This is a genomic window from Streptomyces sp. AC602_WCS936 (assembly GCF_019049125.1).
Lineage (GTDB): Bacteria > Actinomycetota > Actinomycetes > Streptomycetales > Streptomycetaceae > Streptomyces.
This window is the reverse complement of record NZ_JAGMUF010000003.1, coordinates 1-13,021: the sequence shown is the minus strand read 5'-3', so window position 1 is coordinate 13,021 and position 13,021 is coordinate 1. Positions and strand designations below refer to the sequence as shown.

The window sequence follows — 13,021 nt, the reverse complement described above, 5'->3', positions numbered from 1 at the left end:
GGGCTATGCGGCGACGGAGTGCGCGAACCAGCCGATGGTCCGCTCCAGCCCTTCGCTCCACCCGACCCGCGGCTGCCAGCCGAGCCGGTCCCGGGCCAGGGTGGTGTCGGGCTTGCGCCGGCCGGGGTCGTCCACGGGGCGGTCGACGAAGCGGATGCGGGAGCCGGAGCCGGTGAGCTCGACGACGCGACGGGCCAGCTCCAGCATGGTGATCTCGTCGGCGCCGCCGATGTTCACCGGCCCGGTCTCGCCGGACGCGGCGAGGGCCAGGACGCCCTCGACGGTGTCGTCGACGTAGCACAGGGAGCGGGTCTGGCCGCCGTCGCCGGCGACAGTGAGCGGCATGCCGTCCAGGGCCTGGGCGACGAAGGTGGGCACGGCGCGGCCGTCGCCGGTGCGCATGCGGGGGCCGTAGGTGTTGAAGATGCGGACGATGGCGGCGTCGGTGCCGTGAACCTGGCGGTGGGCGGTGACCAGGGCCTCGGCGAAGCGCTTGGACTCGTCGTAGACGCTGCGCGGGCCGATCGGGTTGACGTTGCCCCAGTACGTCTCGCGCTGCGGGTGCTCCAGCGGGTCGCCGTAGACCTCGGAGGTGGAGGCGAGCAGGAAGCGGGCGCCGTCGGCGCGAGCCCGCTCCAGGGCGTTGCGGGTGCCGGTGCTGCCGACGTCGAGGGTCTCCAGCGGCAGCCGCAGGTAGTCGGCGGGCGAGGCCGGGCAGGCGAAGTGCAGGACCAGGTCGAAGCGTCCGGGCAGGCGGCGCAGCGCGGCCGGGTCGGTCGCGTCGGCGTGGACGAACCGGAAGCCGCGGTGCCGCTCCAGGTCGGCCACGTTGGCCCGGGAGCCGGTGGCCAGGTTGTCGAGGCACACGACGTCCGTGCCGGAGTCGAGCAGCCGGCCGCACAGGTGGGACCCCACGAATCCGGCGCCGCCGGTCACCAGGGCCCGGCGCCAGACGCGTCCGCTCAGGGGGCTGTCGCCCAAGGGGCTCTCGCTCACGGGGTCCTCCTCACTCTCAGCGTCACTTGCGTGTCGGCTGAGTAACCCGGTGAGGACCCCCACTACCTCGAATACGCATTCGAGAGGGCCACTATAAACCGCGTATATACACGCTGTGTATAGTCCTCGCATGCTTTCGCTGACCAGGAAGATGACGAAAACGGGGACCGGGTTGCGTGCCGCCGTGACCCTCGCGGCAGCCGCCTCACTGACGCTCGCGCTGAGCGGCTGCACGAAACTCGAGACGACCTCGCCCAGCTCCGTCCGGGGCGCGGCCGGCGCTCAGGCGCGGGCGGCCGAATTCGGCACCGTCGACTGCCGCCACACCAAGTGCATCGCGCTGACCTTCGACGCCGGACCGAGCGAGAACTCCGCCAGGCTGCTCGACATACTCAAGGAGAAGCAGGTCCCGGCGACCTTCTTCCTGCTCGGCAAGCGGCACATCGACACCTATCCCGAACTTGTCAGGCGCATGGCTGACGAGGGTCACGAGGTGGCCAGCCACACCTGGACCCACAAGATCCTCACGGACGCCGAGCCGGACGAGATACGTGAGGAACTGGAGCGCCCGAACAAGGAGATAGAGCGCCTGACCGGGAAACGCCCCACCCTCATGCGCCCGCCGCAGGGCCGCACGGACGACACGGTCCACGAGATCTGCCGCGAGCTGGGGCTGGCGGAGGTGCTGTGGAGCGTGACCGCCAAGGACTACAAGACGAACGACTCCGACCTGATCACGGAGCGGGTGCTGGACCAGTCGTCCCGGGACGGCATCATCCTGCTGCACGACATCTACGACGGCACGGTTCCGGCGGTGCCCGGGATCATCGACGCGCTCAAGGAGCGGGGCTACGTGTTCGTGACGGTGCCCCAGCTGCTGGCGCCCGGGAAGGCCGAACCGGGCAAGGTCTACCGGTAGGGCACGCCGGACAGGGCCCAGGTTCGCCGGTCGCGTTCCCTACGATCGTCGCGTGGTCACCTTCTCGATCGAACGCACCGCCCCGCTCCCGCTGGACGAGGCCTGGCGCAGGCTCACCGCGTGGCAGCGGCACGGCGACTCCGTGCCGCTGACCCGCGTCACCGTCGCCACGCCCGGCCCCACCCGAGCGGGCACGGTGATCGTGGCCCGCACGGGCGCCGGCCCGCTCGCCTTCGACGACCGGATGGAGGTGACCGTCTGGGAGCCGCCGGAGGACGACTCCCCCGGCCGGTGCCGGCTGGACAAGCGCGGCCGGCTGGTCGGCGGCTGGGCGGAGATCGAGGTGCGGCCGGGGCCAGGCGGCCGCAGCCGGGTCGTGTGGCGCGAGGAGCTGACGGTCCGTCTCCTTCCGTCCGCCTTCGACGGTGTCCTGGGCCGGGCGGGACGCTACGTCTTCGGCCGCACGGTGAACCGGCTGCTGCGGCACCCGTGAACCACTGATTGCGTATGGGGGACGGAACGCGGTCGGAACGGCGCCGCACGCCCCGCGACGGCCGTTTCCCGCGTACCGTGCCGGCATGTCTCTCAGAGCGCGCACTTGCGTCCAACTGTCTCTCTCGGGTGCCCTGTTGAGCCTGGCGGTGGCGGCGCCGCCCGCCTCGGCCGGACAGGGGCACGCCGTGCCGTTGCGCATCGCCACGTACAACATCCACGCCGGGACGGGCTCGGACGGCGTCTTCGACCTCGACCGTCAGGCCGCCGCGCTGCGTGCCCTCGACGCGGACGTGATCGGCCTCCAGGAGGTCGACGTGCACTGGGGTGCGCGCAGTCAGGACCTCGACGTCGCCGAGGAGCTCGCGCGGCGGCTCGGCATGCGGGTGTCCTTCGCGCCGATCTACAGCCTCGACCCGGTGGAGGCCGGCGGCCCGCGGCGCGAGTACGGCGTGGCGGTGCTGTCCCGCTTCCCGGTCCGCTCCGCGGAGAACCACGAGATCACCCGCCTGTCCACGCAGGACGAGAACCCGGTGCCGGCCCCGGCGCCCGGTTTCGGGGAGGTCACCCTCAAGGTGCGCGGGGTGCCGGTGCAGGTGTTCGTGACGCACCTCGACTACCGGGCCGACCCGGCGGTGCGGGTGGCGCAGGTCGCCGACACGCGGCGGATCATGGCGCGGGAGCGGGCGGAGCTGCCAGGTGCCCGGCAGGTGCTGCTCGGCGACTTCAACGCCGAGCCGTCGGCGCCGGAACTCCGGCCGCTGTGGCGGGAGCTGGACGACGCCGGGACCGGAACCGGCGGCACGTATCCGGCCGCGGCTCCCGTGAAGCGGATCGACTACGTGGCGGTGGGCGAGGGCGTGCGGGTGCGGGACGCCGCCGTGCCGGAGGAAGCGGTGGCCTCGGACCACCGGCCGGTGGTCGCGGACGTGTCCCTCAGCAGGAGGGGACCGGGGCGGGACTGACGGGCCGGTTCAGGCCACCGAGCCGATGCGGCCCGCCGGGGACGACGGACCGTCGTGGTGGATGGCGGTGTGGGCGCCGGTCAGTGAGGCGCCCGTGCCGCCCCGGCGGGCCGCGACGATCTCGGCGGCGATGGACAGGGCCGTCTCCTCGGGGGTGCGGGCGCCGAGGTCGAGGCCGATCGGGGACCTGAGGCGGGCCAGCTCCAGGTCGCTCACGCCGACCTCCCGCAGGCGTGCCTCCCGGTCCAGGTGGGTGCGGCGGGAGCCCATCGCGCCGACGTACGCCACCGGCAGCCGCAGCGCCAGCTTCAGCAGCGGTACGTCGAACTTGGCGTCGTGGGTCAGGACGCACAGCACCGTACGGGCGTCCACGGGGGTGCGCGCCAGGTACTCGTGCGGCCACTCGGCGACGATCTCGTCCGCGTCCGGAAAACGGGCCCGCGTCGCGAAGACGGGGCGGGCGTCGCACACGGTGACGTGGTGGCCGAGGAACTTGCCGGCCCGTACCAGGGCGGAGGCGAAGTCGATCGCACCGAAGACGATCATGCGGGGAGCTGGGACCGAGGACTCGACCAGCAGGGTGAGCGGTGCGCCGCAGCGCGAGCCCCGCTCCCCGATCTCCAGCGTGCCGGTGCGGCCGGCGTCCAGGTAGGCGCCCGCCTCGGCGGCCACCGTGCGGTCCAGCTCCGGGTGGGCGCCGAAACCGCCCTCGTGGGAGCCGTCCGGACGGACGACGAGCGCGCGGCCCGTCAGCTCCGCCGGACCGCTCACGATCCGCGCCAGAGCCGCCGCCTCCGACCGGGCGGCGGCGGACAGCGCGGCCGCGAGCACCGGCCTGACGGGATCGTCCGCCCGCACCGGCACGACCAGGATGTCGACGGCCCCACCGCAGGTCAGGCCGACGGCGAAGGCGTCCTCGTCGCTGTATCCGAAACGCTCGAGCACGGTCCGGCCGTCCTGGAGGGACTGCCGGCACAGCTCGTACACGGCCCCCTCCACGCAGCCGCCGGAGACCGAGCCGACCGCCGTGCCGTCGGCGTCCACCGCGAGGGCGGCGCCGGGCAGGCGCGGGGCGCTGCCGTCGACGGCCACCACGGTGGCCACGGCGAAGTCGCGTCCCTGCTCGACCCACCGGTTCAGCTCTTCGGCGATGTCCAGCATCCGTCGGTCTCCTCGTACTGCTCGTACTGCTCGTACGGCGGTGGTGGAAGGGTTCCCGCCGCGGCGGCTAGTGCACCCCCATCCAGCTCTCGATCGGGTTCAGGGCGAAGTAGACGATGAAGATCACCGTCAGGCCCCACATGAACGCGCCGATCTCCCGCGCCTTGCCCTGGGCGACCTTGATGGCGACGTAGGAGATGACACCGGCGGCGACACCGGTCGTGATGGTGTACGTGAACGGCATCAGGACGACGGTCAGGAAGACCGGGATCGCGGTGGCCCGGTCGGCCCAGTCCACGTGCCGGGCGTTCATCATCATCATCGCGCCGATGACGACCAGCGCGGCCGAGGCGACCTCCTGCGGCACGATCGCGGTGATCGGCGTGAAGAAGAGGCAGGCCGCGAAGAACAGGCCGGTGACGACCGAGGCGAGCCCGGTGCGGGCTCCCTCGCCGACGCCGGTCGCGGACTCCACGAAGACGGTCTGGCCGGAGCCGCCCGCGACACCGCCGATGGCACCGCCGGCGCCGTCGATGAACAGCGCCTTGGACAGGCCCGGCATGCGGCCCTTCTCGTCGGCGAGCTTGGCCTCGGTGCCGACGCCGATGATGGTGGCCATCGCGTCGAAGAACCCGGCCAGCACCAGCGTGAAGACGATCATGCCGACCGTCATCGCGCCGACGTCGCCCCAGCCGCTGAACTCCACTTCGCCGAAGAGCGAGAAGTCCGGCATGGAGACCGCGCTGCCGTGCAGCTCGGGCGCGCCGTTGGCCCACTGCTTCGGGTCGATGACGCCGGTGGCATTGAGCAGGGCGGCGACGATGGTGCCTGCGACGATGCCGATCAGGATCGCGCCCGGGGTGTTCCGCGCCTGGAGCATGAAGATCAGGAGCAGGGTGCCCGCGAAGAGCAGCACGGGCCAGCCCGCGAGCTCACCGACGGGGCCGAGCTGGAGCGGGGTCGCCTTGCCGGCGTGGACGAAACCGCCCTTCACGAAGCCGATGATGGCGATGAACAGACCGATGCCCATGGTGATGCCGTGCTTGAGCGCCAGCGGGATCGCATTCATGATCATCTCGCGCAGCCCGGTGACCACGAGCAACATGATGACCACGCCGTACATCACGCACATGGCCATGGCCTGCCCCCAGGTCATCTGGGGGACGACCTGGCCGGCGAGCACTCCGGACACCGAGAGTCCGGCGGCCAGGGCGAGCGGCACCTTGCCGATGAAGCCCATGAGGAGCGTGGTGACCGCCGCGGCGAGCGCCGTCGCGGTGATCACGGCCTTCTGGCTGAGCGTGTCGCCCGCGACGTCCTCGCCGCCGAGCAGGATGGGGTTGAGCAGGACGATGTACGCCATCGCCATGAAGGTGGTGATGCCGCCGCGCACCTCACGCGCGACCGTCGATCCCCGGTGGGTTATGTGGAAGTACCGGTCGAGCCAAGACCGGCCGGAGGGGACGCGGGAACCCGCGCCCGCGTCCTCGGCGGTGGTCTTGGGCTCCACGGACTGCTGGGTCATGGGGCCGTCTCCCAAGGTTCATAGGGGCACCCGCGCGAGCCGCTGGGGCGGCCGCGGGATTTGGGATGTGCACGACGACCCGGGGGACGGCCCGAGACGAACGCATGGTGTGGTGCTGCTGGGCCCGCGAGCGGTGCGGACCCGGGTTGTGCTCCGGACGGCGCGGAGTGTGTGACGTTCCGTGCGCCGCCCGGAGGTCTGTTCACGCCGTACCGGTCAGGTGTTCCGGCCGTACCGGCGTGCGGTCGAGCGCCAGCCCGGTCGCGTCCCGGATGGCCGCGAGGACCGCCGGGGTGGACGACAGGGTGGGGGCCTCGCCGACGCCGCGCAGCCCGTACGGCGCGTGGTCGTCGGCGAGTTCGAGCACGTCGACCGGGATCGTCGGCGTGTCGAGGATCGTGGGGAGCAGGTAGTCCGTGAAGGAGGGGTTCCGCACCTTGGCGGTCTTCGGGTCGACGACGATCTCCTCCATCACGGCGATGCCCAGGCCCTGGACGGTGCCGCCCTGGATCTGGCCGAGGACGGAGAGCGGATTGAGCGCCTTGCCCACGTCCTGCGCGCAGGCCAGCTCGACCACCTTGACCAGGCCCAGCTCGGTGTCCACCTCGACGACGGCGCGGTGCGCGGCGAAGGAGTACTGGACGTGGCCGTTGCCCTGGCCGGTGCGCGGGTCGAAGGGTTCGGTCGGGCGGTGCCGCCACTCCTCCTCGACCTCGACGGCCTCGTCCTCCAGGACGTCCGCGAGATCGGCCAGGGCCTCGCCGCCGTCGGTGACGACCTTGCCGCCCTCCAGGAGGAGTTCGGCGCTCGCCCAGGCCGGGTGGTAGGTGCCGAACTTGCGGCGGCCGAGGTCCAGGACCTTGTCGCGGACCAGCTCGCAGGCGTTCTTCACCGCGCCGCCGGTGACGTACGTCTGCCGGGAGGCGGAGGTGGAGCCGGCCGAGCCGACCTGGGTGTCGGCCGGGTTGATGGTCACCTGGGTGACGCCCAGCTCCGTGCGGGCGATCTGGGCGTGGACGGTGACGCCGCCCTGGCCGACCTCCGCCATGGCGGTGTGCACGGTGGCGACCGGCTCGCCGCCGAGGACCTCCAGGCGGACCTTGGCGGTGGAGTAGTCGTCGAAGCCCTCGGAGAAGCCGACGTTCTTGATGCCGACCGCGTAGCCGACGCCGCGTACGACGCCCTCGCCGTGCGTGGTGTTGGACAGGCCGCCGGGCAGCTGCCGTACGTCGGCGCCCTCGCTGGACTCCCACTGGCGCTCCGGCGGCATCGGCATCGCCTTGACGCGGCGCAGGAGTTCGGCGACCGGGGCCGGTGAGTCGACGGGCTGGCCGGTCGGCATGAGCGTGCCCTGCTCCATGGCGTTGATCCGGCGGAACTCCACCGGGTCCATGCCGAGTTCCCCCGCCACCTTGTCCATCTGCGCCTCGTAGGCGAAGCACGCCTGGACCGCGCCGAAGCCGCGCATGGCGCCGCAGGGCGGGTTGTTGGAGTAGAGGGCGAGCGCCTCGATGTCCACGTCGTCGATGACGTACGGGCCGGCCGACAGTGAGGCGGCGTTGCCGACGACGGCCGGGGAGGCGGAGGCGTAGGCGCCGCCGTCCAGGACGATCCGGCACTTCATGTGCGTGAGCCTGCCGTCGCGGGTGGCGCCGTGCTCGTAGTGGAGCCTGGCCGGGTGGCGGTGGACGTGGCCGAAGAAGGACTCGAAGCGGTTGTAGACGATCTTGACGGGCTTTCCGGTGCGCAGGGCCAGCAGACAGGCGTGGATCTGCATGGACAGGTCCTCGCGCCCGCCGAAGGCGCCGCCGACGCCGGACAGCGTCATCCGCACCCTGTCCTCGGGCAGGCCGAGCACGGGGGCGATCTGGCGCAGGTCGGAGTGGAGCCACTGGGTGGCGATGTAGAGGTCGACGCCGCCGTCCTCGGCGGGGACCGCGAGGCCGGACTCCGGGCCGAGGAAGGCCTGGTCCTGCATGCCGAAGTAGTAGTCGCCCTCGACGATGACGTCCGCGCGCTTCGCGGCCTCGTCGGCGTCGCCGCGCCCGATCGGCTGGCGGTGCACGATGTTCGGGTGCGGGACGTGGCCGGAGTGGAGGTCGGTGCGGTTCTCGTGGACGAGGATCGCGCCGTCGGCGGTCGCCGAGGCCTCGTCCGTGACGACGGGCAGCTCCCGGTACTCCACCTTGATCTTGGCGGCGGCGCGGCGGGCGGTCTCCGGGTGGTCGGCGGCGACGATCGCCACCGGCTCGCCGTGGTGGCGGACCTTGCCGTGGGCGAGGACCGGGGTGTCCTGGATCTCCAGGCCGTAGTGGCGCACGCCGGTCGGCAGGTCGTCGTACGTCATGACGGCGTACACGCCCGCGGTGGCGAGCGCCTCGCTCGTGTCGATGGAGACGATCTCGGCGTGCGCGACGGTGGAGCGCAGGATCTGGCCCCAGAGCATGTCCTCGTGCCACATGTCGGACGAGTACGCGAACTCGCCGGTGACCTTGAGGACGCCGTCCGGGCGGAGCGTGGACTCGCCGATGCCGCCCCTGGTCCGTGAGCCCTGGGTGATCGTGGTGGGCGCGCCGTTGGCAGCCATGCTCAGACCCCCTCGGACCGGCGGGCGGCGGCCAGGCGGACCGCGTCCATGATCTTCTCGTAGCCCGTGCAGCGGCAGAGGTTGCCCGAGAGCGCCTCGCGGATGTCCGCGTCGGACGGGCTCGGGTTGCGCTCCAGCATCTCGTCGGCGGCGACCAGCAGACCCGGCGTGCAGAAACCGCACTGGACCGCGCCCGCGTCGATGAACGCCTGCTGTACGGGGGCCAGTCCGGTGCCCTCGGAGTGCTGCCCGGCGTGGTCCGCCAGGCCCTCGACGGTGACGACCTCGCGGCCCTCGGCCTGGCCGGCGGCGACCAGGCAGGCGCACACCGGGACGCCGTCCAGACGGACCGTGCAGGAGCCGCACTCGCCCTGTTCGCAGGCGTTCTTGGAGCCGGGCAGGCCGAGCCGCTCGCGCAGCACGTACAGCAGGGACTCGCCCTCCCACACGTCGTCGGCTTCCTGCGGCCGTCCGTTGACGGTGAGGTTGACGCGCATCACGCGGCTCCTTCCGTGGTGCGGCGGGTGGAGCGGTACGACTCCCAGGTCCAGGTGAGCGTCCGGCGGGCCATGACGCCGACCGCGTGGCGGCGGTAGTCCGCGGTGCCGCGGACGTCGTCGATCGGGTTGCAGGCGGCCGAGCACAGGTCGGCGAACTGCTTGGCGACGGCCGGGGCGACGACCTTTCCGTTGTCCCAGAAGCCGCCCTCGTCGAGCGCCGCGGTCAGGAACTCCTCGGCGGCCGTCGCCCGGAACGGGGTGGGCGCCGCCGAGCCGATGCCGGTGCGCACGGTGCGGCTCTCCGGGTGCAGGGCGAGGCCGAAGGCGCACACGGCGATGACCATGGCGTTGCGGGTGCCGACCTTGGAGAACTGCTGCGGCCCGTCGGCCTTCCTCACGTGCACGGCGCGGATCAGCTCGTCGGGCTCCAGAGCGTTGCGCTTCACGCCGGTGTAGAAGGCGTCGATCGGGATCATGCGCCTGCCGCGCACCGACTCCGCCTCCACCTCCGCCCCGGCGGCGAGCAGCGCGGGGTGGGCGTCGCCGGCCGGGGAGGCGGTGCCGAGGTTCCCGCCCACGCCGCCGCGGTTACGGATCTGCGGGGAGGCGACCGTGTGCGAGGCGAGGGCGAGACCCGGCAGCTCGGCGCGCAGGTCCTCCATGATCCTGGTGTAGGGCACGGAGGCGCCGAGCCGTACGGAGTCCTCGCCGACCTCCCAGTCGAAGAGGTCGCCGACGCGGTTCAGGTCCATCAGGTACTCGGGCCGGCGGTGGTCGAAGTTGATCTCCACCATCACGTCGGTGCCACCCGCGATCGGCACAGCGGTGGGGTGCTCGGCCTTCGCGGCGAGCGCCTCCTCCCAGCTGGCGGGGCGAAGGAAGTCCATGACCGGCTCTCTTCATCGTCGTCTGGCGGGTCGTACGGATCAAGCCAATCCCTGTGCTGCGGGCCCGGCTCGTTCATGTGCTGTTCACGTGGAATGGGCCCAGTACACCGCCCGCTGCTCCACCAGGGTCAGTCGCAGAAACACTGAAGGAGTTGGCTGGCCAGGGAGGTCATCTTGTAGATTCGTATGAACGGAGGCTCTCGGAAACCTCCTCGCTTTCCTCCGGAAACGGGCGACACAGCCGCGTGACCTGGAACACTTCGAGACAAAGAACGGCGGCGACGAGAATGCGGCTGCGCGCACTGCTGGACACCGACGCGCTGGGCCTCAAGCTGCTCGGCGGCGAGGGCGAGCTGGACCGCTCCGTGCGGGGCGTGATGACCACCGACCTGCGGGACCCCAGCCGCTACCTGTCGGGCGGCGAGCTGGTCCTGTCCGGCCTGGCCTGGCGCCGGGACGCCGACGACTCCGAGCCTTTCGTGCGCATCCTGGTGCAGGCCGGTGTGGCCGCGCTCGCCGCCGGTGAGGCGGAGCTGGGGAGCGTGCCCGAGGACCTGGTGGCGGCGTGCGCGCGGCACCGGCTGCCGCTGTTCGCGGTGAACGAGTCGGTGGCCTTCGCGACCATCACCGAGCACGTGGTCCGGCAGGTCTCGGGCGAGCGGGCCGGGGACCTGGCGGCCGTGGTGGACCGGCACCGCCGGATGATGACCTCGGGCCCGGCGGGCGGCGGCCCGGACGTGGTCCTGGACCTGCTCGGCTCCGACCTGGACCTGCGTGCCTGGGTGCTGTCGCCGACCGGGCGGCCGGTGGCCGGACCGAAGGACGCGGGCCCGGCCCTGCCCGCCGAGGTGTGCGCGAAGCTGGCCGCGGAGCATCTCGCCGCCACCCGCGCGGGCCGGCGGGCGCCGCACCGGGTGCCGCTGGGCGGGACGACGTACAGCCTCTTCCCGGTGCGCGGCTCGGGGCACCCCCCGGCGACGGCCGCCGCGGGGCGCGCGCCGCAGGCGGCCGTGCCCGGGCGGGACGTGCGGGAGACGGTGCTCTCCGACTGGCTGCTGGTGGTGGAGGCGGACGCCGGGGACTGGGCCGAGGAACGGCTCGACCTGCTGTACGGCGTCACCCAGCTGATCGCCGTCGAACGGGACCGGCGGGACGCGGCGCGCACGGTGCGGCGGCGCCTCGCGCAGGAGGTGCTGGAGCTGGTGCAGACGGGCGCGGCGCCGGCCGAGATCGCGGCCCGGCTGCGGGTGGCGGCGCCGGTGCTGCTGCCGGGCCTGGGCGCGGCCCCGCACTGGCAGGTGGTCGTGGCCCGCGTCGAGTGGGAGGAGGAGGACGCGGAGACCGGGGCGGTCGCCCAGACGCTGCTGGAGGAGATCCTCGTCGACCCGCTCGCCACCGGCCCCGAGCACTCCGACCGCATCGCGGTGGCGCACACCGGCGGCGAGGCCGTCGCCCTGGTGCCGCTGCCGGCGGTCTCCACCGAGCACGACGGCTCGGAGACCGGCATCCTCGCGGACGCGCTGCTGGAGTCCGTACGGGAACCGCTGTCGGCCGGGCTGGACGGCGACGGGCGGGTCACCCTCGGTGTCAGCGCGGCCGTGCACTCGGCGGAAGGGCTGCGCGGCGCGCTGGAGGAGGCCCGGCACGCGCGCCGGGTCGCCGCGGCGCGCCCCGGCCGGGTCTGCGCGGCCGGCCACCAGGAACTGGCGTCGCACGTCCTGCTCCTGCCCTTCGTCCCCGACGACGTCCGACGGGCCTTCACCGCCCGGCTGCTGGACCCGCTGCGGGACTACGACCGCCGCCACCGCGCCGAGCTGATCCCGACGCTGGAGGCCTTCCTCGACAGCGACGGCTCCTGGACGCGCTGCGCCACCCGGCTCCACCTGCACGTCAACACGTTGCGCTACCGCGTCGGCCGGATCGAGCAGTTGACGGGGCGTGACCTGTCGCGCCTCGAGGACAAGCTGGATTTCTTCCTCGCCCTGCGCATGAGCTGAGGCGCGAGCCGCACGACGCCCCTTCCCGGCGCCAAACCTCGGCGCCGGGAAGTCCCACGACTTTGTGAAATCTTTCACCCACCCCCTTGGCCGGGCCGCCGTATCCGTGCTGAGATGCCGCCACCACTCGAGAGCTCGATGGCGTGCTAAGGGGAGGGCGACGTGGCGCATTCCGCCATGGCTGGTTCTGGTTGGGGAACGACCGAAGGTGACGATCCGCTCCAGACGGCCGTGTGGCGGTTGCGTTCGCGCGCCTGCTGGGCCGACGCGGCGGCACTGCTGGAGCCGGCGACGGCGGCGACCGCGCTGCAGCGCACGGCGCTGCTGGTGGAGCGGTGTCTGTACACCGAGCAGGGCTGGGCGGACGCCGAGGACGCGCTGCGCACCGCCGAGGCGCTGGCCCACAGCGACGACGAACGCGGCGCCGCCGCCTGCGAGCGCGGTCAGCTCGCGTACGCCGCGACCGTGCACGGGGTGCGCGACCGCTCCGACGAGGCGCGGGCCGCGCTGGGCCGGGCGGCGGCGCTCATCCCTCCGGGGGCGGCGGGGCGGGCGCTGCTGGACTTCCGGCGCGGGCTGCTCGCGGAGAACCTGACCCGGTCGCCGCAGGCCGCCCGCGCGGCGTACCGGCGGGCCCACGCCGGCGCGACCGCGCACACCGACCCGCTCCTGCAGTCCTTCACCTGGCGGCACCTGGCCGGACTCGCCCTGCGGGAAGGGGAGTTGGCCGAGGCCCGGCACGGCTTCACCGAGTCTCTGCGCATCCGCGAGGAACTGGGCTACCTCGTCGGTACGGCACCGGCACTGGTGTCGCTCGCCGACGCGGAGTCGGAACCGGAGGCGTCCCGGCTCCGAGAGGAGGCACGACGCCTGTTCCGGCTGCTGGGCGGGGTGCCGACATGGCTGGCCCGGCACCTGACCCCGCCGGCGACCGGCGCGGCGACGGCCTGACCGAGGTGACAGGCGGGGTCGGGCTCGGGGGGGGGGGGGGG

Annotated in this window: 11 protein-coding genes; 5 read left to right on the top strand and 6 right to left on the bottom strand. The window is 72.9% G+C overall.

Annotated features, from left to right (window positions below; translation table 11 throughout):
• Window positions 1-3: 3 nt before the first annotated feature.
• Complete coding sequence (locus KUM03_RS01015; RefSeq protein WP_217244907.1) at window positions 4-996, bottom strand: UDP-glucuronic acid decarboxylase family protein; 993 nt, start codon at window positions 994-996, stop codon at window positions 4-6.
• 130 nt (window positions 997-1,126) lie between these two features.
• Here KUM03_RS01015 and KUM03_RS01010 point away from each other — a divergent pair, with 130 nt between their 5' ends.
• The 3 genes from KUM03_RS01010 to KUM03_RS01000 all read left to right on the top strand — a co-directional run bounded on the left by KUM03_RS01010 (window position 1,127) and on the right by KUM03_RS01000 (window position 3,372).
• Window positions 1,127-1,915, top strand: coding sequence for a polysaccharide deacetylase family protein (locus KUM03_RS01010; RefSeq protein WP_374225242.1), 789 nt, complete (start codon window positions 1,127-1,129; stop codon window positions 1,913-1,915).
• Window positions 1,916-1,967: 52 nt separating this feature from the next.
• Window positions 1,968-2,408: an SRPBCC family protein gene (locus KUM03_RS01005; RefSeq protein ID WP_217244906.1), complete on the top strand. Its 441-nt coding sequence runs from the start codon at window positions 1,968-1,970 to the stop codon at window positions 2,406-2,408.
• Window positions 2,409-2,493: 85 nt separating this feature from the next.
• Entirely contained in the window at window positions 2,494-3,372 is an 879-nt protein-coding gene (locus KUM03_RS01000) for an endonuclease/exonuclease/phosphatase family protein (protein ID WP_217244905.1), read from the top strand.
• A 9-nt stretch (window positions 3,373-3,381) separates the two neighbouring features.
• Here the strand turns inward: KUM03_RS01000 and KUM03_RS00995 are convergent, their stop codons facing one another.
• The 5 genes from KUM03_RS00995 to KUM03_RS00975 all read right to left on the bottom strand — a co-directional run bounded on the left by KUM03_RS00995 (window position 3,382) and on the right by KUM03_RS00975 (window position 10,032).
• Window positions 3,382-4,533 (bottom strand): XdhC family protein, encoded by a 1,152-nt coding sequence (locus KUM03_RS00995; RefSeq protein WP_217244904.1) that lies wholly within the window; start codon window positions 4,531-4,533, stop codon window positions 3,382-3,384.
• Between the two features lie 67 nt (window positions 4,534-4,600).
• Window positions 4,601-6,058: an NCS2 family permease gene (locus tag KUM03_RS00990; RefSeq protein WP_217244903.1), complete on the bottom strand. Its 1,458-nt coding sequence runs from the start codon at window positions 6,056-6,058 to the stop codon at window positions 4,601-4,603.
• Between the two features lie 202 nt (window positions 6,059-6,260).
• Entirely contained in the window at window positions 6,261-8,645 is a 2,385-nt protein-coding gene (locus KUM03_RS00985; protein WP_217244902.1) for a xanthine dehydrogenase family protein molybdopterin-binding subunit, read from the bottom strand.
• A 2-nt stretch (window positions 8,646-8,647) separates the two neighbouring features.
• On the bottom strand, window positions 8,648-9,142 hold the full coding sequence (locus KUM03_RS00980; RefSeq protein ID WP_217244901.1) for a (2Fe-2S)-binding protein: 495 nt from the start codon (window positions 9,140-9,142) through the stop codon (window positions 8,648-8,650).
• Window positions 9,142-10,032 carry a xanthine dehydrogenase family protein subunit M gene (locus KUM03_RS00975; RefSeq protein ID WP_217244900.1) on the bottom strand — a complete coding sequence of 297 codons (891 nt, stop codon included), beginning with the start codon at window positions 10,030-10,032 and terminating at the stop codon, window positions 9,142-9,144. Before KUM03_RS00975 ends, KUM03_RS00980 begins: the two co-directional genes overlap by 1 nt.
• A 287-nt stretch (window positions 10,033-10,319) precedes the next feature.
• On the opposite strand from KUM03_RS00975, the gene KUM03_RS00970 reads away from it, so the two are divergent.
• Both KUM03_RS00970 and KUM03_RS00965 read left to right on the top strand, forming a co-directional pair.
• Window positions 10,320-12,029, top strand: a complete 1,710-nt coding sequence (locus KUM03_RS00970; RefSeq protein WP_217244899.1) for a PucR family transcriptional regulator ligand-binding domain-containing protein — start codon at window positions 10,320-10,322, stop codon at window positions 12,027-12,029.
• Window positions 12,030-12,191: 162 nt separating this feature from the next.
• Window positions 12,192-12,980: a hypothetical protein gene (locus KUM03_RS00965; RefSeq protein WP_217244898.1), complete on the top strand. Its 789-nt coding sequence runs from the start codon at window positions 12,192-12,194 to the stop codon at window positions 12,978-12,980.
• The last annotated feature ends 41 nt before the right edge of the window (window positions 12,981-13,021 follow it).

Bases quoted from the DNA above. Each gene is read 5' to 3' on its own strand.
- KUM03_RS00975 (WP_217244900.1), bottom strand. From the start codon at position 10,032: ATGGACTTCCTTCGCCCCGCCAGCTGGGAGGAGGCGCTCGCCGCGAAG.
- KUM03_RS01010 (WP_374225242.1), top strand. From the start codon at position 1,127: ATGCTTTCGCTGACCAGGAAGATGACGAAAACGGGGACCGGGTTGCGT.
- KUM03_RS00980 (WP_217244901.1), bottom strand. From the start codon at position 9,142: ATGCGCGTCAACCTCACCGTCAACGGACGGCCGCAGGAAGCCGACGAC.
- KUM03_RS00985 (WP_217244902.1), bottom strand. From the start codon at position 8,645: ATGGCTGCCAACGGCGCGCCCACCACGATCACCCAGGGCTCACGGACC.
- KUM03_RS00970 (WP_217244899.1), top strand. From the start codon at position 10,320: ATGCGGCTGCGCGCACTGCTGGACACCGACGCGCTGGGCCTCAAGCTG.
- KUM03_RS00990 (WP_217244903.1), bottom strand. From the start codon at position 6,058: ATGACCCAGCAGTCCGTGGAGCCCAAGACCACCGCCGAGGACGCGGGC.
- KUM03_RS00995 (WP_217244904.1), bottom strand. From the start codon at position 4,533: ATGCTGGACATCGCCGAAGAGCTGAACCGGTGGGTCGAGCAGGGACGC.
- KUM03_RS01000 (WP_217244905.1), top strand. From the start codon at position 2,494: ATGTCTCTCAGAGCGCGCACTTGCGTCCAACTGTCTCTCTCGGGTGCC.